Below are 23,910 nucleotides of genomic sequence, written 5' to 3'. Positions count from 1 at the left end.
TGGGTGTTGTTCCGTAGGTGATGGGACTCAGTGCACGAGTTCCGGGTTCGCGGCGTCCTGCTGCGCGGACGTCTCGGGAGCGGGAGCGGATGCTGTTCCGCCACCGTTCCCGCGCGGGGTGCGACGCCGTGCGAGCATGCCGAGCAGCGACGAGCGGTTCTCGCCCGGAGCTCCCAGCGCCGCGGTGACCCGGTCGAGGAAGACCGCGATCAACACGACACCGAGGCCGGCCTCGACGCCCTTGGGGATGTTGATGGTCGAGATCGCCTCGACCACCATCTTCCCGAGGCCGTCAGCTCCCGCCATTCCGGCGATGACCGCCATCGACAGGGCGAGCATGATGACCTGGTTGACGCCGGCCATGATGGTCGGCATCGCGAGCGGAAGCTGGATGCCGCGGAGGATCTGGCCCGGCTTCGCGCCGAACGCCTGACCGGCCTCGACGGTCTCGGAGTCGACACCGCGGATGCCCAGCTCGGTCAGACGCACACCTGGGGGCAGGGCGAAGATCACGGTCGCCACGAGGCCGGGCACCACGCCGATGCCGAAGAACACGATCGCCGGGATCAGGTACACGAAGGCCGGCATGGTCTGCATGAAGTCGAGCACGGGCTTGAGCACGGCGCGGACGGTGGCGTTGCGCGCCGACCAGATGCCCAGCGGCACGGCGATCAGCACCGCGATGATGGCGGCGACGAGCACGAGCGCCAGGGTCTGCATCGCGGGAACCCACAGGTCCATCCCGACGATCAGTCCGAACGACACGACCGTGCCGATCGCGAGCTGCCACGAGCGCACGACCCAGGCGATGAGCGCGGCGATCACGATGATGGCCACGAAGTTCGGGGCGAGCAGGATGCTCGTGAGGCCGTCGACGAGGAAGCTCATCACGAACGAGATCACGTCGAGCAGACCGTCGAGGTTGTCCTTGACCCAGTCGACGACGGACTCGATCCAGGTTCCCACGGGGATGCGGAAGCCATCCATCAGCGCACCTCCTCCGTCTCGACCTGGGCTCCTGAGCTTGTCGAGGGGCCCGGGTCGGCGGTCCACCCGTCATCGAGCACCGCATCGATCTCGGCCTGCGGCATCGGCATCAGCGGAAGCGTGATCTCCTCGGTCGCGCCGGGCCCGGGGCCGAGGGCGGCGAGCAGCGTCACGCGCGGGATCACCCCGACGAGACGGCCTTCGGCATCCGTGACCGCGAGCGGCAGGGGAGATTCGACGGCGGGCACGAACAGGTTCATCAGCACGTCGTCCTCCCGCACGCTCTGCAGCACGGGCTTGATGATCGAGTCGAGCGTGGTCGCACCGTTGCGCACGAGCTTCACCGCATCGCGATCGGTGACGACGCCGACGAGCTGCCGGTCCTTGCCGACCACGTACGTGGCCGACATGTAGGCGTCGCGCATCTGGCGCAGGGCGGTGCGGGGTCCCGCGGTGTGCGGCACGACGGGGCGCGGGCGCTCCATCACGTTGGCCGCGGTGAGCACGCGGGCACGGTCGACGTCCTGCACGAACTGCTCGACATAGTCGTTGGCCGGGTCCATCAGGATGTCTTCCGGTGTGCCGATCTGCACGATGCGGCCGTCGCGCATCACGGCGATGCGGTCACCGAGGAACATGGCCTCGTTCAGGTCGTGCGTGATGAACACGATGGTCTTCTGGAGCTTCTGCTGCAGTTCGAGCAGCTGTTCCTGCATCTCGCGCCGGATCAGGGGGTCGAGCGCGCTGAACGCCTCGTCCATCAGCAGGATGTCGCTGTCGGCGGCGAGCGCACGGGCGATGCCGACGCGCTGCTGCATGCCACCCGAGAGCTCGGACGGGAGCTTCTCGCCCTGTCCCTCGAGCCCGACCAGCGAGAGGATCTCCTCCGCCTTCGCCAGGCGATCGGCCTTCGGGGTGCCCTTGAGCTCGAGCGGGTACGCGACGTTCGCGGCGACCGTGCGGTGCGGCAGCAGGGCGAAGTGCTGGAACACCATCGAGATGCGGTCGCGACGGATCTCGCGAAGTCGCGACGACGGAATGCCGGTGATGAGATCGCCGTTCACGGTGACGGTGCCGTCGGTGACGTCATGCAGCCCGTTGAGCATGCGGATGATGGTGGACTTGCCGGATCCCGACAGGCCCATGATGACGAAGATCTCCCCGCGGTTCACGGAGAAGCTGGCGTCGATGACCGCGGCGGTGCCGGCATCCGCGACGGCGGTTCGGCTCTCACCGGCCTTCAGTCGACGGACGGCGGCGTTCGGATTCTTACCGAAAACCTTGTACAGATTGCGCGCTTCGAGAGCGATTTCGGACACGTTTCCCCTGCGGCTCGCCTTCGGGTGGCTGAGCCTGCTTCGGTTACGCCCGGGTGATCCCCTCAAGGCCGTTCGACATGTCTGCTGTGGCGGCACGGACGGCGGATTTCGGATCCACCGCGATAGAGCATCGACCGTACGTCCACGCCTCTTCGCAGCACAGCTCATCGAAAGAAGGACGTGGTCGCGGACTGGTCTTCGGGCCGTCAGGCCCACAGACCAACGTAACGAAATGGCCGATCAGGGGCAAATCCCGGTCGCGCGGGGCGGCCTCGTTTCGGTGGCTGACCGGGGGATTGCACGGGTATTCAACAATCCCTCCCGCGGTGGTTCCGCGGTCAGGAATCCGAGGTCTGCGTGCTCCGGATGCTGCGTGTGACGGTGAATTTCGGGGTGCGTTCGACCTGCTCGGTCGCCCCCACCAGCCGGGTGAGTTCAGGGCGATAGGCGAGGGAGGAGTTGTACACCGTGAAGAGTTCTCCGTCGGGCCGGAGCACACGCGCCGCGGCCTCGAACAGCCGCGTCGCCGCTCCCGTGTGCACGCTCGCGCCGAGATGGAACGGCGGGTTCAGGAGCACCACGTCGAAGGAGGCATCGGGAAGCGCGGAGCCGGCGTCGTCGTGGGTGACCGTGACCCTGTCGGCGACTCCGTTCGCAGCCGCCGTCGCGCGGGCGGATGCCACTGCAGCGGCAGACCGGTCGGTGGCCGTCACCTGCGCTTCGGGGTGCGCGAGGGCATAGGAGACGGCGAGCGCACCGGTGCCGCAGCCGAGGTCGAGCACACGTCGGGCCGCAGTGTCGTGAACGACTCCGGAAGGACGTCCATCTTCCGGCCCGCTCCGGTGCGAATCGCGCCGATCCGGGGCATTCTTGCCGAGTTGCGCACCGGTCAGGCCGAGCACCTCCAGCAGCACTCGAGTTCCGATGTCGAGGCGCGGCCCCGCGAACGCGCCTCCGTGGGCGACCAGCGTCAGCCCCTCGTGTTGCGCCGCCACCGGGAACGGCCGGTCCGCGGCGGCGGGGCGCGGCTCCGCGGCCACGATCAGTCGCGACTTCCGCTCGGCGCGTTGGGCCTGCACGTGCGCGAAGCTCCGCCCCAGCACCTCGTTCTGGCCGAGGGACATGTGCTTCACGCGGCCTCCGGCGACGAGCACCACGTCGGGAGCAGCCCAGCGGGCCACGGCGTCGGCGATCTCCTCGAGTTCCGCGAGCGACTTCGGCAGCTGCAGCAGCACCAGTCTCGCGCCGGTGAGCAGGTCGGCATCGAGCTCGTGCGGGTGGAACAGTCGGCCGAAACCCAGACCATCCGTCTCACGCTCGGCGGGTTGCCCCGCGACGCGCCCTGCCGCATTGAGGTCGTCTCCGTTTCGGCCGGAAGCACCCGCAAGCCCGAGCTCCTCGGCGTTGCGCTGCAGTGCCAGGCGGCCGGTCGCGAGGTCCTGATGCACGCGGATGCCGTGGCGCCCTGCCGCGGCAAGAGCGAGCGTGATCGCGCCGTACTCGTCGCCGATGACGACCGTCTCGGAGCCGTCCACGTCGAGCGCGAGCGCCCGTTCCACGAGCAGCAGGTCGGTCGCGTCATATGCCTGCAGGTTGTCCGCCTCGACGTCGGGCCAGCGGCGCAGGCGACTGTAGGGGAACTCCGGCACCAGCCCACTGTACGCGGGCGTCGTAAGGATTTCGCATGTGTTGTTTTCGCCCGATTCACAACTTTGTGAATCGGGCGTACGCTCCCGCGCATGACCACCGTCATCGCCACCCGCAATCTCACGAAGCACTACGGCCACACGCACGCACTCGACGGCCTCGATCTCACCGTCGAGCAGGGCCAGGTGCACGGGTTCCTCGGCCCGAACGGCGCGGGCAAGTCGACCACCATCCGCATCCTCCTCGGCCTCGCGCGGCGCACCGGGGGTGAGGTCGAGGTCTTCGGCGAAGACCCCTGGGATCGCGCCGTCGACCTGCATCGACGCCTCGCCTACGTGCCAGGAGACGTCAGCGTCTGGCCGAACCTGTCCGGGGGCGAGGCCGTCGACCTGCTCGCACGACTGCGCGGCGCCCGTGCGAAGGACGCCGCCTACCAGCACGAGAAGAAGCGCCTGATGGACGCGTTCCAGTTCGACCCGCGCAAGAAGGGCCGCGCCTACTCGAAGGGCAATCGGCAGAAGGTCGCTCTGATCGCGGCGTTCGCCGTGCCTGCCGACCTCTACATCCTCGATGAGCCGACCAGCGGACTCGATCCCCTGATGGCGGTCATCTTCCAGCGTGAAGTGGCCCGCGCCCACGCGAACGGCGCGACCGTGCTGCTGTCGAGCCACATCATGAGCGAGGTCGAGCAGCTGTGCGACCGGGTGTCGATCATCCGCGCGGGCCGCGTCGTGGAGGCGGGAACCCTGGCGGAGCTGCGTCATCTCACCCGCAGCGACGTGTCGTTCGCCTCCGCCGGCGCCACCCTCGAACAGGTCGGCCGCATCCCGGACGTGCACGACCCCGTGCAGCAGGGCGACCGCATCCGCCTCTCCGTCGACAGCGATCGCACGGCGACGGTTCTCCCCGCACTCGCCACCCTCGGCATCAGCGACCTCCGCGTCGCTCCGCCCTCGCTCGAGGAGCTGTTCCTGCGCCACTACGGCGATGACCTCGCCGGCCTCGAAGCGGCCGAAGACGGCGAGGCGGAGCACGAAGTGCCTTCCGCCCGCCGCGCGCTGAAGGACCGTGCGTGATGACCACGTTCGGCGTGCTGCTGAGACAGCGACTGCGCCGCGATCGGCTGCAGCTCGCGCTGTGGATCGTCGGTACGGCCCTGATGGCCTTCGCCGGATACGCCGGTGTCAGCCAGTCCTACTCGACTCTTGCCGACCGGCAGAACATCCTCGCCGCCGCGCTCGCGAATCCGGTGATCCTGATGTTCCGCGGGCTGCCGTCCGGCACGTCCGAAGGGGCGTTCCTGGCTTTCGAGGTGCTGCCGTGGCTGGCGTTCCTCGCCGCCCTCATGAGCACATTCCTCGCCGTGCGGCACACCCGGGGCGACGAGGAGGCAGGACGGGCTGAGCTCGTCTGGGCCACCCCCGCCGGGCGCCGCCTTCCGACGGTCGCGACGATCGCGCACGGGGTCCTCGCGAACGTCGCCCTGGCCCTGCTCACGGCGCTCGCGCTGGTCGCCACCGGCCTTCCGCTCGCAGGATCGGTCCTGGCGGGGGCCGCAGCGGCGTCCTGCGGCATCGCGTTCCTCGGCGTCGGCCTCCTCGCGGCGCAGCTTCTGCGCACCTCTCGAGGCGCGAACTCCCTGACGGTCTGGGCGCTCGTGGCGATGTTCCTGATCCGCGGCATCGGCAACGCGGCGGGCACCCCGAGCGACGATCTCACCCGCATGACGAGCGCGTGGCCGGCGTGGCTGTCCCCCTTCGGGTGGGTGGAGCAGTCCCGCCCCTACGACTCCGACCTGGTCTGGCCGGTGCTGCTCGGCCTGGCCTTCGGACTCGTGCTCGCCGGCGCATCCGTCGCCCTGCAGTCGATGCGAGACATCGATGCGAGTTTCGTCGCGGAGCGCCCCGGCAGGGTCTCGGCACGGCCCGCGCTCGCCTCGCCGCATGCCCTGGTGTGGCGGCTCACGTCCGGGGCGATCGTGGGGTGGGCGGTCGGCGGAGCGATCACCGGCATCCTCGCCACCACCCTGAGCGGACTGGTCGACCGGATCTCGGGCGAGAACCCGGCCGTGGCCGACATCCTGACCAAGATCGGCGGAGCGACAGGCGGGCTCGACGAGGTCGTGGTCACCGTGTTCTTCACCCTTCTCGGCATCCTCGCCGCGTGCTGCGCCGTGCAGATCGTGGTGCGCGCACGGCAGGAGGAGGCGCACGGCACAGCCGAGGCCGTGCTGGCGACCCCGGTCGGTCGTGTGCGCTGGCTCGCCGACTACGTGATCGTCGGCGTGGTCGCGGTGCTGATCGTGGTCGCCGCCGCGGTGCTCGCCGGGTGGGTCGGCATCCGGGTGAACGGCGGCGCTGAATCGCTGTACCGCATCGTGGCGGTGGCGGGGCTCGGCCAGGCGTTCGCCGCATCGGTCTTCGCCGTCCTCACCGCGCTCGTCTTCGTGCTGCTCCCCCGCGCGACGACGGCCGTATCGTGGAGCCTCGTCCTGCTGGCGACCCTGTTCGGGATGTTCGGTCCGTTGTTCGGACTGCCGGAATGGACGATGAACCTCTCGCCCTTCGGGGTGACCCCGGTGGTGGACGGCAGCGGCGTGGATGTGCGCGGCCTGTGGTGGCTCGTGCTCGCCCTGGTCGCGGGAGGCGCAGGAGCCCTGACCCTGATGCGACGCCGTGAGCTCGCCCCCGGAGCCTAGGAGGAGCACGATGCCTGACGACCGCGACGCACCCTCGCCCGACTCCCACCGCGGGACGGAACCCGCCGAGCAGGCCGCCGCCATGATGACCGCCGCCGGGATGCCGCGGATGCCTGCGCGCGTGATGATGGCGCTGATCGCCGCTCCCGAGGGCGGGTACACGGCCGCGCAGCTCGGCGAGCGTCTGGGCGTCTCGGCCGCTGCCGTCTCCGGCGCGGTGCGCTACCTGCAGCAGCTGCACTTCATCCAGCGTCGATCGCGCCCCGGCGACCGGCGCGACCGCTACGAGTTCGTGCACGATCCGTTCTACAGCTCGATCATCGGGAACATGCCGGTGTACTCGCGCCTTTCCGAGTACATCGACGAGATCGCCGCGGAGCACGACGACGATCAGGGCGCCCACGACCGCGCGATCGAGCTCGCCGAGTTCTTCCGCTTCCTCTCCACCCGCATGCTGCAGATCGTCGAGGACTGGCGCGCCCTCCGCCGCGACTCCTGACCCTCGCCCCACACCCACACCCACACCCACACCCACACCCACACCCACACCCACACCCACACCTTCCTCGCACACCCGCACCCGCGCCCGCGCACTCCTGCCAAAACGGAGACCATTCGTCCGCGCCCGGCGTGTCTCCCCGGAGGCGGATACCAACGCGCCGAGCGGGCACCGGATGGTCTGGGTTTTGGCACCAGCGACGAGCCCCTTGACACCCGCGTGAGTCATATGGTTACTTAGTCAAGTAACTAACCCACGAACCACGCGGAGGACTCGTGATCGAAGAAGGCAAGCCGCTCTTCCTCCAGATCGCCGAGCAGATCGAGGACTCGATCGTCGACGGCACACTCAGCGAGGAGGCACAGGCTCCTTCCACCAACGAGCTCGCCGCGTTCTACCGGATCAATCCCGCCACCGCAGCGAAGGGAGTCGCCATGCTCACCGACAAGGGAGTGCTCTACAAGCGCCGAGGCATCGGCATGTTCGTCGCCGACGGTGCCAGGGAGCTGCTCCTCGGCGAGCGCCGCGCCGCGTTCGCCGATCGCTACATCGACCCGCTCCTCGCCGAAGCCCGCACGCTCGGGCTGGGCGCGGAAGATCTCGCGGCACTGCTCAGGCAGCGCGCCGCACTGACCATCGACGCAGAAGGGAAGACCCCCGCATGACCGCCGTCATCGAGGTGCAGAACCTCACCAAGCGCTACAAGGAGAAGCGAGCACTCGACAACGTGTCGCTCGCCATCGAGGGAGACGCGATCTACGGCCTCCTCGGCCGGAACGGTGCAGGCAAGACCACGCTCATGTCCATCCTCACCGCGCAGAACTTCGAATCATCCGGAACCATCAAGGTCTTCGGCGAGCACCCGTACGAGAACGCGCGCGTGCTCAGTCGGATCTGCTTCGTCCGCGAGAGCCAGAAGTATCCGGACGACGCGTACCCCAAGCACGCTTTCAAGGCTGCGAGCCTGTTCTTCCCGAACTGGGACCAGGCGCTCGCCGACGAGCTCATCGCCGAGTTCCAGCTTCCGATGAAGCAGACGATCAAGAAGCACTCGCGCGGCCAGCTGTCCGCGGTCGGGGTCATCATCGGTCTCGCCTCGCGCGCCGAGATCACCTTCTTCGACGAGCCGTATCTCGGTCTCGACGCGGTCGCCAGACAGATCTTCTACGACCGACTGGTGGAGGACTACGCGGAGCATCCGCGCACGATCATCCTGTCCTCGCACCTGATCGACGAGGTGTCGAACCTCATCGAGAAGGTCATCGTGATCGACGATGGGCGCATCCTGCTCAACGAAGACACGGATGCGGTCCGCGAACGCGCCGTGACCGTGGTGGGCGACGCCGCCAAGGTCGATGCCTGGGTGGGTGCGCGGGAGGTGCTGCACCGGGAGTCGCTCGGCCGGGTCGCGTCGGTCACCGTCCTCGGTGCCGTGTCGTCGGAGGATCGCGCCGAGATCACCGCGTCAGGACTCGACCTCGCACCCGTCTCGCTGCAGCAGCTGGTCGTGCGGCTCACGCAGAAGGTCGCGACCGATTCCACGAGAGAGAACGCAGCGAAAGAGGAGGTGCGCTGATGCGACGCACATTCAACGTCGTCCGCCTGCAGCTGATCAACAAGGGCACCTTCGTCTGGTACCCGCTGATCATCCTCGCGGCTGCCGTCGTGATCTCGATCATCATCTACGCGATGATCCCGGTCGACACCCCCAAGTACGGCGGCGGAGGCCAAGCGCCCCTCTGGTACTTCTTCGCGATCGGCATGTCGGCGATGACCCTGACCTTCCCGTTCTCGCAGGCCATGAGCATCACCCGCAGGGAGTTCTTCTTCGGCACGATGCTCACGGCAGTCCTCGGCAGCGCCCTCATGGGAATCCTGTTCCTGATCGGCGGCGGCATCGAGGTCGCCACGAACGGCTACGGCGTGAACGGCTACGTCTTCTACCTGCCGTGGCTGTGGGACGCCGGGCCCCTCGGCGCCTTCGTCGTCTACTTCACTCTCGCCCTGTTCTTCTTCGTGCTCGGGTTCACGGGCGCGACGATCTACAAGAGCTGGGGGCAGCTGGTCCTGCTCATCGTGGGCATCGGGCTGGCGCTGGTGCTCATCGGCCTCGTCTTCCTGGCGACCCGACTCGATCTGTGGAACCACGTCGGCGCCGCGATCATGGACCTCGGGGCGGTGGGACTGGCGCTGTGGGGTCTCGTGCTCACCGCGGTCTTCACGGGAGTATCGTTCCTCGCGTTCCGCAGGACCATCCCCTGATCCTCCGCGAGAGAACACGAATGCCGCGACCGCACTCCCCGTGCGGTCGCGGCATCGTGGCTTTCGTCAGCGGATCCCCCTAGCCTCGGAGCACGGCGGAAGCAACCGGGTGCCGAAGAGCCGCGACGGTCACTACGCTCGGTGCGCGTGAAGATCCCTCCCCGTCTGCGGGCCCGCCGTTCGGGTGTCGCCCGCTCGCTGCATGAGGCCGTGCTCCCCGCGCGGCTCCTGCTCGTCGTGAAGACGATGCTCGCGGTCGGGCTGGCCTGGGCGATCGCACCGCACATGCCCGGTGTCACCGACGAGTACCCCTACTACGCTCCGCTCGGCGCGCTGGTGAGCATGTATCCGACTCTGATGGGCTCGGCGAGATCGAGTCTGCAGACCTTACTCGGGCTGGCCACCGGAATCGGCCTCGCGACACTCATCGTGATCACGGTGGGTCCGACCTGGTGGTCGATCCCTCTCGTCGTCGGCCTCGGCGTACTCGTGTCGGGCACGGGCTGGTTCGGCGTCGGTCGCGAGTATGTGCCGATGGCCGCCCTGTTCGTGCTGATCATCGGCGGACAGAACGCCGACGACTACTCGCTCGGGTATCTGACGCAGATGGCGGTCGGGGTGGTCGTCGGCCTGGTGGTGAACCTGGTCATCGCGCCGGCGCCGCTCACCATGGCAGCAGCAGGACGGGTGGCCGACTTCCGCGAGCAGCTGGCCGCGCATCTGCACGACATCGGCTCGGCGGTCTCGGAGTCGTGGCCTCCCGAGCACGAGCAGTGGGCTGATGACGCTGCCTCGCTGGCCGACACCTCCTCGGAGTTGAGGGCGGCCCTGACCGAAGCGGAGGAGAGTCGCCGCGGCAATCCTCGCGCCAAGGGACACCGCTCATGGATCCAGCAGAGCCACGATGAGCTCGCCGCCCTCGATCGCATCGGCCACCTCATCCGCGACATCGCCGACGAGATCGCCGACACCATTTGGGAGCGGCCGGCAGGGCTCGCGCTCGACCCCGCCCTCCCGGGTCCGCTGTCGGCCGCGTGCCATGCGGTGGCCGAGGTGATCGCGCACGGCGATGCCTCCTCGAGCGAGGATCACCGCGTGCGCGCCGAGGCGGCGCGGGCGATCCGGCTGCTCCTCGAGACCGTCGACGACCGCACGGTCGACGTCCGACGGTCGATGGGCCCGGGAGTGCTCACCGCGATGCACCTGCGACGCATCCTGATCCTGAGCGGTACAGGCTCCCCCTCCGAGAAGAGGGAAGAGGAGGTCGAGTAGCCGCGTCAGATGGTGTCGTCGGCGGCGATCACATCCACCTGCCAATAGCGTCCATCGGGGTCGGTGTCATCGTGCGCATCGTCGGCAGCGCTCATCACGTCGTTGATCTTCACCATCAGGTCGTCGAATTCGGCCTCGGTCAACCGCATCGTGCGCTGGGTGAAGGCGGCGTGCACCTCTGCCGTGCGACCGGCGACGTACTCGGGAGTCCAGGCGGTCACGCGGCGCATCAGGTCGTGGTGATCCTCGACCAGCGCGGCGATCACGGCGCTGCCGAGTTCCTCGTCGGCGACCGGACTCTCCGGGCCGCCCACATTGAGGGGACCCTTGTGCCCCGTCCAGACGCGGTCGCGTCGATCGCGGGCCTTCTCCGGCGCCTCTTCGATCAGCCCGGCATCGGCGAGCGCGCGCAGGTGGAAGCTGGCACTGTTCGCCGGCACGCCCAGTTCCGCGGCGATGTCGGCTGCGCGGAGGAAGTCCCGCCGGGCGAAGAGGCGGATCATCCGGCGCCGAAGCGGGTGCGAGTAGGCCTTCAGCATGGCCGATGTCATCCAGGCGGGGTCATCGCGCGCGCTTTTCGTGCGATCCTCCGTCATCCCCCGATCCTACCCGCACTTCCAATTGCGCAATAAGCCTTGCGCAATACTTCTTGCGCATCTAATCTCGACGCATGACCACCCTCACCGAGCCTCATCGCCTGTGGCGGAACACGCGCTACCTCACCTGGTTGGTGAGCGATACGAGCAAGGGGCTCGCCGGCGCGCTCTTCGCCTTCGCGATCCCCCTGCTCGCTCTGATCGTGACGAACGACCCCGCTCAGGCGGGCATCATCGGCGGGGTCGGGATGGCGGCCCGACTCCTCACGACCCTTGCGGGCGGCGTGCTGGCCGACCGCCATCGCCGTATCGCGCTGATGCTCCTCGGCTCGCTCATCGGCATCGTGCTGGCTGGCGGCTTCACGCTTCTCGCCCTGGGGGACGCCCTGACCTTCGGGTCGTTGCTCGTGGTCGACGTGCTGCTCGCCGCACGCAGCGGACTCTTCGACGTTGCGGGCGAGAGCGCCATCAAGGAGATCGTTCCCGACGACGCGATGGGGCGCGCACAGGCCGCGAATCAGGGGCGCGATGCCGCTCTCCAGCTGGCGGGTGGTCCGCTCGGTGGTCTGCTGCTCGGCGTCGGCGGCTGGCTCGTCGGTGTGGTCATGACCCTGTGCCACGTGATCGCGGCCCTGACCGCGTGGATGCTGGGGCGTCAGGCGCGTCGCGCCGGAGTGGTCGATGCGGGCGAAAACCCAGACCATCTGCGTGCTGCGCGGCGCGTCGAGCCCGAACACGCCGCGGACACGGCGGATGGTCTGGGTTTCGGCACCTCGACGACCCCGCCCGCGGCGAAGCCCGACGCGTGGAAGGAGCTCCGCGAGGGGTTCGGGTGGCTGCTCTCCCGTCCCGACCTCGGCGGGGTGCTGCTCATCACGACGGTCATCAACCTCGGCTTCAACGCCACGATCACCACCATCATCTACGCCCTCCAGCAGGACGGACATTCCGAGCTTCTGATCGGCACCCTGAGCGCGTCGATCGGCGCCGTGATGCTCGCGGGAGCCGTGGTGGCCCCGCTGCTCATCCCGCGCATCAAGGCCGGAATCCTGGCGATCGCGGGGCTCTCCGTGATCTCGGCGGGTGCCATCGTGCTGGCGATGGTCACCGACCCGCTGATCATCGCCGTGGTGCTCGGCGTCTCGGTACTGCTGGTCCCGGCACTCAATGCCGGCATGATGGGCTACTTCATGGTCGCGACCCCGAGCCACCTGCTGGGGCGTGCCAACAGCGCTGCCGGTGTTCTCGGCATGGGCGCGATGCCGCTGGCACCACTCATCGCCGGCTTCGGCCTCGCCTGGATCGGCCGGGAGTGGACCGTCCTGGTGTGCGCAGCGCTCTGCCTCGTCGCCGTGGCGATGGCCCTCGGCAACCGGGCGCTGCGCGCTCTGCCCGTCGAGTCCCGCTGGGCAGAGCACGCGAAGCAGTACGAGAGGGCCTGAGCTCCCGGGAGAAGGCGGTCGGCGCTAAAGCGCTCCGGTCAGCGCGGCGATCCCCGCCAACAGGGACACGAGAGCCAGCACGAGCGCGACCGCGATGAGGACGGCATGCACCTTGAGGAACGCCGTGGCCTTGCCGTTCTCGTCCCGCGCGCGGGGGTCTTTGGACACGCGCTTGTAGAACTGCGGCCAGACCAGAACGTTGAAGGCGGCGTTGAGGAACAGCACGATGGCGAGGGGGATCACCCCTCAACGGTATCGACTTCGTCTATGGGCCTCCCCGCACGATCATCCGCGCGGATTCTTGGATGCAGACATGTATCAGAAAGCCCTTGCCGCGCTCCTGGTAGGTGTGATCACAATGGGCTTCATGATCGACGGTGCACCCGGCACCGCTCACGATCCTGCCTCGGACGACGGGCGCGCACGCTGGGAGCGCGCCGCGGATCTGTTCGACGCATGGCGCGAGAGCGACAGCCGCGCGATGGACGAGCTCGTACGGCTGATGACGCCCGTGCTCTGGCACGTCGTGCGCGCCTATGGGCTGGAGCGCACCCTCGCCGAAGACGTCGTGCAGACCACCTGGCTGCGACTCGTCCGCGGCCACGACTCGATCAGCGACTCACGGGCCGTATCGGCCTGGCTCACGACCACCGCCCGCCGGGAGGCCTGGAAAGTCGCGAAAGCGCACGGCAAGGTCGACACGACCGAAGCGGATGACCTCGACACGCTGCTGCCCGAACAGGCGTCGGCCGAAGAGCACGCCACCCTCGGCGACGAGAACCGGCGACTGTGGGCGGCCGTGCGCCGTCTGAACGAGCGCTGCCAGAAGCTGCTGCGAGTGATCGCCTTCGAGGATCGTCCGGACTACGCCCGCATCGCCAGCGACCTCGCCATGCCCGTCGGCAGCATCGGCCCCACTCGGAACCGGTGCCTCGCCAAACTACGCGCCCTGCTGGACGCGCCACCGACAGCGCAGGCAGGGGGATTCGCATGACCGAGAACGAGGACGCCCAGATGTTCGCCCGGCTCCGCTCCCTGTGGAGCGAGGTCGATCCGATGCCCGCCGGCCTCATCGACCGCATGGTCGCCGCAGTCGCCGCCGACGGCCTGAACCGTGAATACGCGCTGCTCACGCTGGTCGAAGGACAGTTGGGCGCGGTGCGGGGCGAGGCCGACGCGCTCACCCTGCAGTTCAGCGACGGATCGACGAGCATCCTGCTGCACGTGACGACGACGGCTTCCGGACGCCGCCGCGTCGACGGCTGGGTCGACACCGCAGCCGCCGAGATCGTCCTGACCCAGGGCGAGAAGACCAGGTCGATCACGCCGGAGGAGACCGGACGCTTCGTGTTCGACGACGTCCCGCCCGGCCTCACGCGCGTTCAGCTGACCACCGTGATCGGGGACGAGACGCGCACACTGGCGACCCCGCAGTTCGAGCTGTGACCACGGGCGCCGCCCGTCGATGAAGACGCGGGTCCACCCGCAGGAAGAGGATGACGCATGGATCAGCCCAAGGGATGGACCTGGCAGGACCGCGCGGAGGGATCGATCCGACGGGGCACGGCGCTCGACCCGAGCACGGAGCCGGTGGACGGTATCCGTGCGTTTCCGACGGCGTACCTGCCGGAACGCCTGCTGATCACCCGCGCTCTCGGCGATGAGGAGGCCTACGACCGGGAGGTGCGCACGCTCCGCGACGCGGCAGACACGTTCGGCTGGCAGCTCGAGATCGAGGACGACACCCGCTCAGCGGTCGACGGCGAACTCGTGCCGGGAGTTCCCGGTTTCCTGCGCGCACGGCTGCGCACGCCGGACGAGCCGGTGCGCGGTGAATCGCCCGTCGCACCGGATGCCTGGCGCGTGCTCCAGCGCGCACGCCGCATGTCCCGCTCGACGATGCCGCGCACGAGCCTCGACCACGTGCTCTCCATCGATCCGGTCGGGCTCAATCCGTTCACCAGGACGAACCCGTTCACCCGCACCAATCCGTTCACCCGCACCAACCCGGTGCGCGGTGCGGGTGGCGCCGGCGGCAGCGACGACTACCTCGAGCCCGGACGCGGAGCACGACAGCCGGTGACCTGGGTGGGGCCTGCGCCCGTGCGCGGTCCCAGCCCCAAGCGCGGACGACGACCCGTCGTCGCTGTACTCGACACCGGCTGCGGCGAGCACGCCTGGCTTCCCGCTGACATCGTCACCCGCACCGTCGACCTCGACGGCGTGCCGGTCGGGCTGACCGATGACGCCGATCCGGAGCGCTACCCCGACCTGTACGGGCAGCTCGACGGGGAGATCGACGCGGTCGCGGGACACGGCACCTTCATCGCGGGCATCGTCCGACAGGCGGCTCCGGACGCCGACATCCTCTCGATCCGGGTCGCGGGGGCGCTCGGCGTCGTGGACGAGAGCACGCTCCTCGAGACGGTCGCCCAGGTCGTGACGCTGCTGGCGCGCCACCGCGAGAACCCGAAGACGGGCTTCCCGATCGATGTGCTGAACCTGTCGCTCAGCTACTACCACGAGACGCCGACCGACGGACTGTTCAGCCTCACGCTCTACCAGCTGCTCGCCAAGGCACGCGAACTCGGCTGCGTCGTGGTGTGCTCCGCGGGGAACGACGCGATCGATCGCCCCTCCTTCCCGGCATCCCTGTGGCCATGGCCGGGCGCGGACAACGGCATCCGCCCGGACAAGGACGCGCCGCTCGTCTCCGTCGGAGCGTTGAATCCTTCCGGCCAGTCGGTCGCCCTGTTCTCGAACATCGGTCCGTGGGTGCAGGCCTACGCACCCGGAGCGGCGGTGGTGAGCACCTCGCCCGCGTTCGTGGGAGGCGCCCAGGCGGCGACGAGGGCCGACGTCGAAGGTCTGCGCCGTGAGACGATCGACCCCGACGATTACCGCGGGGGCTTCGCGGTGTGGAGCGGTACGTCGTTCTCGGCACCGTATGTCGCGGCGCGGGTCGCCGCGCAGCTCGGTACGGTGCCGGTCGGCGGAGCGGCCCCCAGCGCTGCGGCGAAGGCGGTCGCCGCCGTCCTGAAGTCGCTGCCGAGCCCGATCGATCCCGTCTGACGCACCCCCGGGACGAGCCGTCCGTACCGATACGGGCGGCTCGTCCTGGTGCCGGGCGGCTGCCCGGGGCGCCCGGCGGTGCACCTGCAGGACGAATGCACGAATGCCGGATCAGGACGCGGCGCGTCATCCGACGAATGAACTTTCTCCCGGCGGGTGTCGAGCTCGATCCGCGCTCTTCCCCGCAGCCCTGGAGCACGGCATCCTGGAGGGATGCCCCTGTCCGCGATCGAGCTGCACCGGCGCGGAGTCGAGGCGGCGAACGCCCGGCGGTTCGCGCAGGCGCGGCGCGCCCTCGGCGCGGCGTCCGTCCGCGCCGACGACCCCGATCTCCGCGCACGCATCGACGGCACGGTCGCCTACGTCCTCGCGCAGACGGGGGAGCCGGCAGCCGCCGAACAGCTGTGCCGCGAAGCGCTCGGCCGGCCCGGTCTGCGGAGCGAGACCATCGCGGTGCTCAGCGGACAGCTCGGCACACTGCTCATGCACGGTGGTCGGCTGGCCGAGGCGGAGATCGAACTCAGCCGTGCGATCGACACGATCAGCGCGATCGGAGACGAGACCACCGAGCTCGCCAACTGCCTGATGAACCGCTCGGTGGTACGGATGCAGCAGCGCGAACTCGAGACCTGCATCGAGGATCTGCAGCGTGCGGTGGCCGTGTACGAGGCGAACGACGACGAGGAGCCACTCGCCGAGGCCAGGCACAACCTCGGGTACGCGGCCCTGCTCGGAGGAGACCTCGTCACCGCGCTCACGCTCATGACACGTTCCCGCCCGACGCTCGCCGCGATCAGCGATCTCGCTGCAGCCATCAGCGACCTCGATCGCGCGGAGGTGCTGCGCGACGCGGGACTCACGACCGAGGCCGAAGCACTCCTCGAGCAGGTCGCCGCCCAGTTCGGTACCCAACGGATGCGACAGGCCAGAGGCGAGTCGGAGTTCCATCTGGCTCGCTCTCTCCTGCGTCATGATCCTGCCGCAGCCGAACGCGCAGCACGCACCGCGGCGCGACGCTTCACCGCGCTCGCGAACGACGGGTGGGCGGCCCGGGCAGAGGCGGTGCGGCTGGAGGCGCAGCAGCGAGCGAAGCCGCATCTCCGCATCGACGACGCGGCGTTCGCGCGGACGGCGAAAGCCCTCGAACGGAGCGGCTTCCATACCGAGGCCACGGGGCTGCGGCTGAGTGCACGCCGTGATGGCTCCGGCCGCCTGCCGCGAATCGCCGACACCGCCCCGACACCGCTGCGCATCCGCGCCCAGGAGGTGCGTGCCGCGCGCGCCGCGGCTGCCGGCCGTGACCGCGACGCCCTGCGCGCCGCCGCCGACGGCCTCGAGCTGCTCACCGCCTGGCAGCAGGCGTTCGGCGCCCTCGACCTCCAGGCCTCCGTCGCGATGCACGGCAGCGATCTGATGTTCGCGGGGCTCTCCGCTGCGGCGCGATTGCGCGACCCCGCCACGCTGTTCGAGTGGTCCGAGCGTGCGCGCCACCTCAGCCAGCAGGTCGCCCCGGTGCGACCCCCACACGATGAGTCGCTCGCGGTGGACCTGGCCGAGCTGCGGATGCTGCGCGCCGAGCTGGCCGGGGGCGACTGGACGACGGATGCCAGAGTGCGGGAACTGCGCGACAGGGTACGCGAGCGGCAGTGGGCGGCGACGGGCTCCGGCGGCACCAGAGAGCGGCTCGGGCTCGCGGAGGCAACGGCGCTGCTCGCCCCCGACCTGGCGGTCCTGTCATACATCTTCACCGGATCCGACCTGCAGGCCGTGGTCGCGACATCGGCCGGCGCGACCATCGTCGACCTGTCGTGGCGGCGGGTGCAGACGGCGCTCGACGGCCTCCGCGCCGATCTCGATATGGCCGCGCTGACGCGTGGGGGACTGATGGGCGCGGTCACCGAGCGGGCGCTCACCTCACGGCTGGCGGTCCTCGACGCGGAGCTGCTCGACCCGGTGAGGTCCGCCGCGCCGTCCGCAGCGCGCTTCGCGATCACGGTGCCCGGTGTGCTCGGCGGCGTTCCCTGGGCGATGCTCCCCGGAATCTCCGGCGTCCCCTTCACCCTCGCGACGTCGGCCTCCCGCCTGCTGGGCGTCCCCTCTCGCACGACGACGGCACCGTCGATGATCGGCTTCGCCGCCGGGCCCCGGGTAGCGCGCGCCGCCGACGAGATCGAGCGCGCGGCGGCGACCTGGCGGGGAACCGGCCGCACTCCGCGAATCCTGGTGCCTTCGGACGCGACGGTCGCCGCCGTCACCGAGCTCGCAGCGGCCACCGACGTGCTCCACATCGCGGCTCACGGCAGGCACGCGGTGGACAACCCGCTGTTCTCCGGTTTCGAGCTCGCGGACGGCGTGCTGTTCGGCTACGACGTCGACCTGATCCCGAAGGTCCCGTCGACCGTGATCCTGTCGGCGTGCGAGCTCGGGCGCTCCTCGGTGCGGTGGGGCGAAGAGGCGTTGGGCATGACGCGGGTGTGGTTGCACGCGGGTGCCGACTGCGTGATCGCCGCCCCCGTCGCCGTTCCGGATGACGTCGCGGCCGAGCTCCTCAGCGCCGTGCACACCGGCCTGTCCGAAGGTGCCGCACCGGCCGTCGCGCTCGCGCGGGCATCGGCCGAGACCGGCCTGAGCGCCCCGTTCCAGTGCCACGGCAGCGGATTCTGAAACTTTTCCTCCATTCGATGTATCAGAAGGGGGGCCGCTCGCTCCTGTTCTTCGGAAGGTGCCATGCGAAGGGCCTCGAAGGGAGAGGCGCGAGGGAGGCGCAGTCGGATCTGGGGATCATGCGCACTGGGGGAGCGCGAACACGACACGGACACCATCTGCTCGAGGATGATGCGGCAGGCCGCCGCGGCACCCTCAGGGGGCCTCGACGATCTGGGGACGTCGGGGCCCTTGGGGTGTGCCGGGGGAGCGACGCTCCTCAGAGCCCGAGGAAGTCGCCGAGCCAGACGCGTACCGAGGCCAGGCATTCCCGCGTGACCTCACCTGCCGTCCCCGTGAGGCGGTCGCGGGAAAGCGTGCGAGGTTGCTCGGTCATGATCCACGACGGCAAGTCCAGTCCGCTCGGCTCGTCCACGACGACGTGATTCGGCCAGCCCCGGTCGGTCGTCGTGATCGGCAGCACGATGGCCAGCGTGGTCACGGCATCCAAGTATCCAGCCGAGGCCACGACGAGAACGGGACGATGTCCCCCCTACTCCCTGCCGCGCACCGGCTCGAGTGCGGCCCAGACGGCTCGTCCTGGTGCGAGCTCTGAGGAGGAAGTCGCGCGGTCGCGTCGGTCAGGTCGGTCCGCTCCCATTCGGCGGCTTCTGCAGCATGCGATTGCTTGTCGGCCGCAGCCGTCCGTTCGATCGCATGCTTCAGCGACTGCAGTCTCCGACGGCGGTCCTCCGCGTCGGCAAGGTGAGCGAGATGCGCGCCGGGAGTGAGACCGTCACGCGCGGCCTGCTCCTTCAGCCGGTCGCGCAGGTCGTCGCTCACCTTGATCGTCGTAGTCATACTTTGAGTATGACCGCGCTCCGTGCGGCGGCGTCAGGCGACCAGCACCGCGTATCCAGCCGCGCGGAGCGCTGCGAGCACCTCGGTGTCAGCCCCGGCGTCGGTGATCACGGTCGGGAAGAGCTCGACGCCGCCGACGGTCGAGAACGCCTCGACGCCGAGCTTGCTGCCGTCGGTCACCACGACCGCTCGGCGCGCGCGTTCGGCCATCATCCGGTTCACCGCGGCCTCGCGCTCGTCCTGTGTGGTCGCACCGGCGACGGCGTCCATCCCGTTCACACCGATGAAGGCGATGTCGAGCCGCACTCCGCGCAGCAGCTGCTCCACGAACGGACCGACCAGTTCGTAGCTGCGCGAGTGGATGACGCCACCGGTGACGACCACCTTGATGTCGGGGCGCGTGGCGAGCTGGGCAGCGATGTTCACGGCATTCGTGACCACGGTGATGCCACCGCTCCCCGCGAGGTCGTCCCGTGCGGCCAAGGCAGCGGCGATCGCGGTCGTGGTCGTGCCGCCGGAGAGCCCGACCACCATGCCGGGTGCGACCAGGCCGGCGGCGGTCTGCGCGATGCTGGCCTTCTCATGCGTGCGCAGGTGGCTCTTGTAGCGGATGGGCAGTTCATAGGCGACCGTCTGCGCTACCGCACCGCCATGGGTCCGGGTGAGCAGGCGCTGCTCGGCGAGCGTGTCGAGGTCGCGACGCGTGGTCGCCGACGAAGCCTCGAACTCCTCGACGAGCTCTTCGACCGTAACCTCGCCCTTCGCAGCCAGCAGGTCGAGGATCGCGTTCAGCCGGGCGGCCCGCTTCATCAGGCCACGGCTTCCGTCGTCTGCAACGCGAACAGCCGGAGCATGCGCGCGGCTTCGTCCGCGAGGGCATCGCGGGCCGGCGCGAGGTACTTGCGGGAGTCGACCAGGCGCTCGTCCGCGTCGAGCTTCTCGCGGACGGCGCGCGTGAAGTAGCCGTTCAGGTGCGTCGAGACGTTGATCTTGGTCATGCCGGCGCGCACGGCATCGGCGATCACGGCATCCGCCACACCGGACGATCCGTGCAGCACCAGCGGCACGGGGAGAGCCTCGCGAAGGCGCCCGATCAGGTCGAGGTCGAGAGAGGCGGTGCGGTCGGTCATCGCGTGCGAAGAGCCCACCGCGACCGCGAGAGCATCCACTCCCGTCGATGCCACGAATGCCCGCGCCTCGTCGGGGTCGGTGCGCACACCGGGCGCATGGGCTCCGTCCTTGCCCCCCACCTCGCCGAGCTCACCCTCGACATACACGCCGGCCTCGTGCGCACGCGCCGCGACCGCCGCCGTGAGCGCCACGTTGTCGTCGTAGGGCAGCGCCCCGCCGTCGAACATGACCGAGCCGAAGCCCAGCGCGATGGCCTCGTCGACGAGCTCCGGCCGCTCGGCGTGGTCGAGGTGCACAGCCACGGGGGTCTGCGCGCGCCGTGCCACCGCGAGAGTCGCCAGGGCGATGGGTTCGAGCCCACCGTGATAGTCGGCGCAGTTCTGGGAGATCTGCAGGATGACGGGGAGCTGGGCGAGCGCGGCTGCCCGAACCAAGCCCTCCGCCGTCTCGAGATGGATCACGTTGAAAGCGCCGATGCCCGTGCCGGCAGCAGATGCCGCGGAGACGAGGTCGCGAGCGGAGACGAGGGTCACGAGGGGTCCTTCCGGAAGGATTCAGGGTCGGGGCGCGAGATGCGCAAGTGCTGTTCGAGCTCGGTCCAGCGTGAGGAGATGTCGCCCGCGAGTGGCGTGAGCACCGCGGCGGCGGACCATGCCGTTGCACGGCGGAGGATCTGCTCGGGGTCGCGCACCCCGGCGGCGTACAACACGGCGCACGCTGCGACACCGGCATCGCCCGCACCCGTCGGGTTGCCGGAGAGCGGCTCGTCCAGGCGCGCGTGCACGAGCTCGGCCGCGGTGACGGCGAGCATGCCCTCGGCGCCGAGCGAGAGCAGCACGAGCTCCGCGCCCCTGGCGATGAGGGATCGGGCTCCGTCGACCGGGTCGGCGATGCCGGTGGCCTCGACCAGCTCGGCCGCATTCGGCTTGAGCACGCGTGCTCCGGCGTCGGCCGCGAGCAGCAGAGCAGGGCCGGAGGTATCGACGATCACCGGCACGCCGGCATCCCTTCCCACCGCGACGAGCATGGGGATCAACGACTCGGGCGCACCGGGCGGCAGACTGCCGGAAACGACGAGCACCCGGGTGCCCGCGAGCCGTTCGACCACCTCGGCAAGCAGTGCCGCCCACTCCACGTCGGTCGGATTCACGCCGCGTTCGTTGATGATCGTGGTGTCTCCGAGTGCCGCATCGACCACCGCGATGCTGCGACGGGTCTCGGCGGCGACCGGCACCAGGGCGTGCGGGACGCCGCTCGCCCGCAGCTCCTCCGCGAACTCCTCGCCGACCCGACCGCCCACGGTGGTGACCGCGAGCACCTCGGTCCCTTCGGCATGGGCCACGCGGGCGACGTTGAGCCCCTTGCCACCCGCGCGCGCCGCTCCGGGGTCCGCGCGGTGCGTTCCCCCTTCGACGAGTCGGTCGACGCGCCAGGTGAGATCGAGTGCGGGGTTGGGGGTGACGGTGAGGATCACGTGAGCTCCCGAGCTCGAAGCGCGGCACCCAGCAGACCCGCGTTGCCGGAGAGCTCGGCCGGGACCAGAGCGGGGATGCGGTGGAAGCTGAGCCGCGCGGCCAAGCGCGTGCGCAGCTCGTCGAAGAGCGCACCACCGGCACGCGACAGCCCGCCTCCGATCACCACGGCCTCCGGCGCCACGACGGCGGTGAGCTGAGCCAGCGACATCGTCAGAGCGTCGAGTGCCGAGTTCCAGATCTCCGCAGCGGTCTCATCGCCCGCCGCCGCGCGCGCGATCACGTCCTTCGCCCCCTCGGGGGAGATTCCCGTCGCCTCCTGATAGCGACGGGCGATGGCTCCGGCCGAGGCGACGGCTTCCAGGCAGCCGCGAGCGCCGCACGCGCAGATCGGCCCGTCCGCGATCGGGGAGTGCCCGATCTCGCCCGCATATCCTCCCGCGGTGTACGGGACGCCCCCGACGAGCAGGGCGCCCGCGATCCCGGTTCCGATCACGAGCACCACCGCATCGGCGTAGTCACGCGCACCGCCGAGTCGTCGCTCCGCCCAGCTCGCCGCACGCACGTCGTGATCGAACGCCACGGGGAGCCCGAGACGCTCTGCGGCCAGATCGCGCAACGGGGAGTCGTGCCATCCGAGATTGCTCGCGAACACCCCCAGCCCGGCATCCGCGTCGACGATCCCCGGGACGACGAGCCCCACGGCCTGCGGCACGACGTCGGGGTGCGCGGCGCGGAGCTCTCCCGCCAGCACCTCGAGGCGGTCGAGGAGCACCTGCGTGCGATCGCCCTCGGCGATCGGCGTGGGCGTGCGGCGCAGCCCGAGAGCCGTGCCGTCGGCATCGAACAGGGCCGACTTGATGTCGGTGCCGCCCACGTCGAACGCCAGCACGGGCGCGCCGCCGCCGAGAGTCCGCACGGCGGCGAGCTTCTCCCCTGCGGCATCCCGCTCGACGTCGGGGACGTCGGTCATCCCGTCAGCTCGGGTCATGGTCGGCTCCGGCGGCGGGTTGCGTCATGCATCCAGGATGACGGATCGCGTGAGGTTGCGGGGCTGATCGGGGTCGAGGCCTCGGGCGACGGCCCGGTCGAGTGCGGTGCGGTGCAGGCGCACGAGGTCGGCGAGCGGGTCGATCGCCCGCTGCTCGAACCGGGCACCGGTGGCCTCGACCTGCGCCGAGAGGCCGTCGGGCGCCTCGCCGAACTGCCAGGTGACGCGGCCCGGGGCCGCGATCGCGATCGGACCGTGGCGGTAGTCCATCGACGGGTACGCCTCCGTCCATGACTGCGACGACTCGCGCAGCTTCAGCGCGGCCTCGTGGGCGAGGCCGATGGTCCAGCCGCGACCGAGGAACGTGTACTGCTCCGCGTCGCGCAGCTCGTCGTCGCCGTCCTCGGCGAGCACGGCCTCGGCGTCGGCGATGGCGCCGGAGAGGTCCTCACCGAGCGAGGCGCGGAAGAGGGCGAGGGCCGTGGTGGCGAAACGGGTCTGCACCACCGACTTCTCGTCGGCGAACGGCAGCAGCACGGCGTCGTCGACCAGCGAGACCAGCGGCGAGTCCGGGTCTCCGATCACGCCGACCGTGGGGATGCGCCCCTTGATGCGCTCGACGAGCTCGAGCACCTCGCTGGTGGTCCCTGAGCGGGTCAGGGCGACGACGGCGTCATACCCGCGGTCGAGGAAGGCCTCGGATGCCGCGTACGCGTCGGTCTCGCCGTGGCCGGCGGACTCGCGCAGCGCCGCGTACGACTGCGCCATGAACCACGAGGTACCGCAGCCCACGACGGCGATCCGGGCACCGGAAGCGGGGAGCAGCGCCTGCTCGGCCTTCAGGTCTGCGGCCCGAGTCCACATCTCGGGCTGGGAGTTGAGCTCTTCGCGCATGTGTGCGCCGGGCAGCGATTCAGTCATCGAGGTGCCTTTCTGGCGATATGTTGCATACTTGTGATCGTTTCAAGCTTGATTCGATCATAGTATGGCGTCGAATCGAGTCGTCAACAGCTTTACC

At 69.7% G+C, this 23,910-nt stretch carries 24 protein-coding genes; 12 read left to right on the top strand and 12 right to left on the bottom strand.

From position 1 onward, the window contains the following. Nucleotides 1–27: 27 nt before the first annotated feature. From ILP86_RS13140 to ILP86_RS13130, 3 genes are all read right to left on the bottom strand, one after another. Complete coding sequence (locus ILP86_RS13140; RefSeq protein ID WP_193762168.1) at nt 28–987, bottom strand: proline/glycine betaine ABC transporter permease; 960 nt, start codon at nt 985–987, stop codon at nt 28–30. Beyond that, on the bottom strand, nt 987–2,306 hold the full coding sequence (locus ILP86_RS13135; RefSeq protein ID WP_193762167.1) for a glycine betaine/L-proline ABC transporter ATP-binding protein: 1,320 nt from the start codon (nt 2,304–2,306) through the stop codon (nt 987–989). Before ILP86_RS13135 ends, ILP86_RS13140 begins: the two co-directional genes overlap by 1 nt. A gap of 338 nt (nt 2,307–2,644) precedes the next feature. Next, entirely contained in the window at nt 2,645–3,955 is a 1,311-nt protein-coding gene (locus tag ILP86_RS13130; protein ID WP_193762166.1) for a class I SAM-dependent methyltransferase, read from the bottom strand. A 90-nt stretch (nt 3,956–4,045) separates the two neighbouring features. Between ILP86_RS13130 and ILP86_RS13125 the strand changes: the two genes are divergently transcribed. The 7 genes from ILP86_RS13125 (at nt 4,046) to ILP86_RS13095 (ending at nt 10,684) form a co-directional block, all read left to right on the top strand. Continuing rightward, on the top strand, nt 4,046–5,029 hold the full coding sequence (locus ILP86_RS13125) for an ABC transporter ATP-binding protein (RefSeq protein ID WP_193762165.1): 984 nt from the start codon (nt 4,046–4,048) through the stop codon (nt 5,027–5,029). Further along, complete coding sequence (locus ILP86_RS13120; protein ID WP_193762164.1) at nt 5,029–6,651, top strand: ABC transporter permease; 1,623 nt, start codon at nt 5,029–5,031, stop codon at nt 6,649–6,651. The genes ILP86_RS13125 and ILP86_RS13120 overlap by 1 nt, the downstream gene beginning before the upstream one ends. 10 nt (nt 6,652–6,661) lie before the next feature. Next, entirely contained in the window at nt 6,662–7,150 is a 489-nt protein-coding gene (locus tag ILP86_RS13115) for a GbsR/MarR family transcriptional regulator (protein ID WP_193762163.1), read from the top strand. 275 nt (nt 7,151–7,425) lie between these two features. Then, a complete protein-coding gene (locus ILP86_RS13110; RefSeq protein WP_046748097.1) occupies nt 7,426–7,815 on the top strand; it encodes a GntR family transcriptional regulator in 390 nt (129 codons plus the stop codon). Then, nucleotides 7,812–8,726 carry an ABC transporter ATP-binding protein gene (locus ILP86_RS13105; protein WP_193762162.1) on the top strand — a complete coding sequence of 305 codons (915 nt, stop codon included), beginning with the start codon at nt 7,812–7,814 and terminating at the stop codon, nt 8,724–8,726. The genes ILP86_RS13110 and ILP86_RS13105 overlap by 4 nt, the downstream gene beginning before the upstream one ends. Then, nucleotides 8,726–9,412: a hypothetical protein gene (locus ILP86_RS13100; RefSeq protein WP_061015281.1), complete on the top strand. Its 687-nt coding sequence runs from the start codon at nt 8,726–8,728 to the stop codon at nt 9,410–9,412. The genes ILP86_RS13105 and ILP86_RS13100 overlap by 1 nt, the downstream gene beginning before the upstream one ends. A gap of 147 nt (nt 9,413–9,559) precedes the next feature. After that, nucleotides 9,560–10,684 (top strand): aromatic acid exporter family protein, encoded by a 1,125-nt coding sequence (locus tag ILP86_RS13095; RefSeq protein WP_193762161.1) that lies wholly within the window; start codon nt 9,560–9,562, stop codon nt 10,682–10,684. 5 nt (nt 10,685–10,689) lie between these two features. Here ILP86_RS13095 and ILP86_RS13090 read toward each other — a convergent pair whose 3' ends face one another. Further along, on the bottom strand, nt 10,690–11,280 hold the full coding sequence (locus tag ILP86_RS13090) for a helix-turn-helix domain-containing protein (protein ID WP_046748094.1): 591 nt from the start codon (nt 11,278–11,280) through the stop codon (nt 10,690–10,692). Nucleotides 11,281–11,354: 74 nt separating this feature from the next. On the opposite strand from ILP86_RS13090, the gene ILP86_RS13085 reads away from it, so the two are divergent. After that, complete coding sequence (locus tag ILP86_RS13085) at nt 11,355–12,722, top strand: MFS transporter (RefSeq protein ID WP_193762160.1); 1,368 nt, start codon at nt 11,355–11,357, stop codon at nt 12,720–12,722. Nucleotides 12,723–12,746: 24 nt separating this feature from the next. Here ILP86_RS13085 and ILP86_RS13080 read toward each other — a convergent pair whose 3' ends face one another. Beyond that, the gene (locus ILP86_RS13080) at nt 12,747–12,965 is read right to left on the bottom strand and encodes an SCO4848 family membrane protein (RefSeq protein ID WP_113681125.1); all 219 of its coding nucleotides are present in this window, start codon (nt 12,963–12,965) and stop codon (nt 12,747–12,749) included. 70 nt (nt 12,966–13,035) lie between these two features. Here ILP86_RS13080 and ILP86_RS13075 point away from each other — a divergent pair, with 70 nt between their 5' ends. The 4 genes from ILP86_RS13075 to ILP86_RS13060 all read left to right on the top strand — a co-directional run bounded on the left by ILP86_RS13075 (nt 13,036) and on the right by ILP86_RS13060 (nt 18,458). Continuing rightward, complete coding sequence (locus tag ILP86_RS13075; RefSeq protein ID WP_227751229.1) at nt 13,036–13,716, top strand: RNA polymerase sigma factor; 681 nt, start codon at nt 13,036–13,038, stop codon at nt 13,714–13,716. Then, the gene (locus ILP86_RS13070) at nt 13,713–14,168 is read left to right on the top strand and encodes a hypothetical protein (protein ID WP_061016638.1); all 456 of its coding nucleotides are present in this window, start codon (nt 13,713–13,715) and stop codon (nt 14,166–14,168) included. The genes ILP86_RS13075 and ILP86_RS13070 overlap by 4 nt, the downstream gene beginning before the upstream one ends. Nucleotides 14,169–14,225: 57 nt before the next feature. Beyond that, nucleotides 14,226–15,794 (top strand): S8/S53 family peptidase, encoded by a 1,569-nt coding sequence (locus ILP86_RS13065; protein WP_193762159.1) that lies wholly within the window; start codon nt 14,226–14,228, stop codon nt 15,792–15,794. Nucleotides 15,795–16,007: 213 nt separating this feature from the next. Next, a complete protein-coding gene (locus ILP86_RS13060) occupies nt 16,008–18,458 on the top strand; it encodes a CHAT domain-containing protein (protein WP_193762158.1) in 2,451 nt (816 codons plus the stop codon). 259 nt (nt 18,459–18,717) lie between these two features. Here the strand turns inward: ILP86_RS13060 and ILP86_RS19625 are convergent, their stop codons facing one another. Genes ILP86_RS19625 through ILP86_RS13030 form a run of 7 tightly spaced genes read right to left on the bottom strand, consistent with a single transcriptional unit; the run spans nt 18,718 to nt 23,813 of the window. Further along, nucleotides 18,718–18,939, bottom strand: coding sequence for a type II toxin-antitoxin system PemK/MazF family toxin (locus ILP86_RS19625; protein WP_308431937.1), 222 nt, complete (start codon nt 18,937–18,939; stop codon nt 18,718–18,720). Next, entirely contained in the window at nt 18,936–19,298 is a 363-nt protein-coding gene (locus ILP86_RS19620) for a hypothetical protein (RefSeq protein ID WP_227751227.1), read from the bottom strand. Before ILP86_RS19620 ends, ILP86_RS19625 begins: the two co-directional genes overlap by 4 nt. Nucleotides 19,299–19,331: 33 nt before the next feature. Beyond that, entirely contained in the window at nt 19,332–20,108 is a 777-nt protein-coding gene (locus tag ILP86_RS13050; RefSeq protein WP_058630848.1) for a DeoR/GlpR family DNA-binding transcription regulator, read from the bottom strand. After that, complete coding sequence (locus ILP86_RS13045) at nt 20,108–20,962, bottom strand: class II fructose-bisphosphate aldolase (protein WP_193762157.1); 855 nt, start codon at nt 20,960–20,962, stop codon at nt 20,108–20,110. Before ILP86_RS13045 ends, ILP86_RS13050 begins: the two co-directional genes overlap by 1 nt. Further along, complete coding sequence (locus ILP86_RS13040; RefSeq protein ID WP_193762156.1) at nt 20,959–21,903, bottom strand: 1-phosphofructokinase family hexose kinase; 945 nt, start codon at nt 21,901–21,903, stop codon at nt 20,959–20,961. The genes ILP86_RS13045 and ILP86_RS13040 overlap by 4 nt, the downstream gene beginning before the upstream one ends. Then, nucleotides 21,900–22,892 carry an ROK family protein gene (locus ILP86_RS13035; RefSeq protein WP_193762155.1) on the bottom strand — a complete coding sequence of 331 codons (993 nt, stop codon included), beginning with the start codon at nt 22,890–22,892 and terminating at the stop codon, nt 21,900–21,902. Before ILP86_RS13035 ends, ILP86_RS13040 begins: the two co-directional genes overlap by 4 nt. Nucleotides 22,893–22,916: 24 nt before the next feature. Next, nucleotides 22,917–23,813, bottom strand: a complete 897-nt coding sequence (locus tag ILP86_RS13030) for an SIS domain-containing protein (protein ID WP_141368075.1) — start codon at nt 23,811–23,813, stop codon at nt 22,917–22,919. Between the last annotated feature and the right edge of the window lie 97 nt (nt 23,814–23,910).

Origin of the sequence: Microbacterium sp. R1, from assembly GCF_015159725.1 — a bacterium.
Classification (GTDB): Bacteria; Actinomycetota; Actinomycetes; order Actinomycetales; family Microbacteriaceae; genus Microbacterium; species Microbacterium oxydans.
Note: the sequence above shows the minus strand (reverse complement) of the source record. Positions and strands in the feature narration are given on the sequence as shown.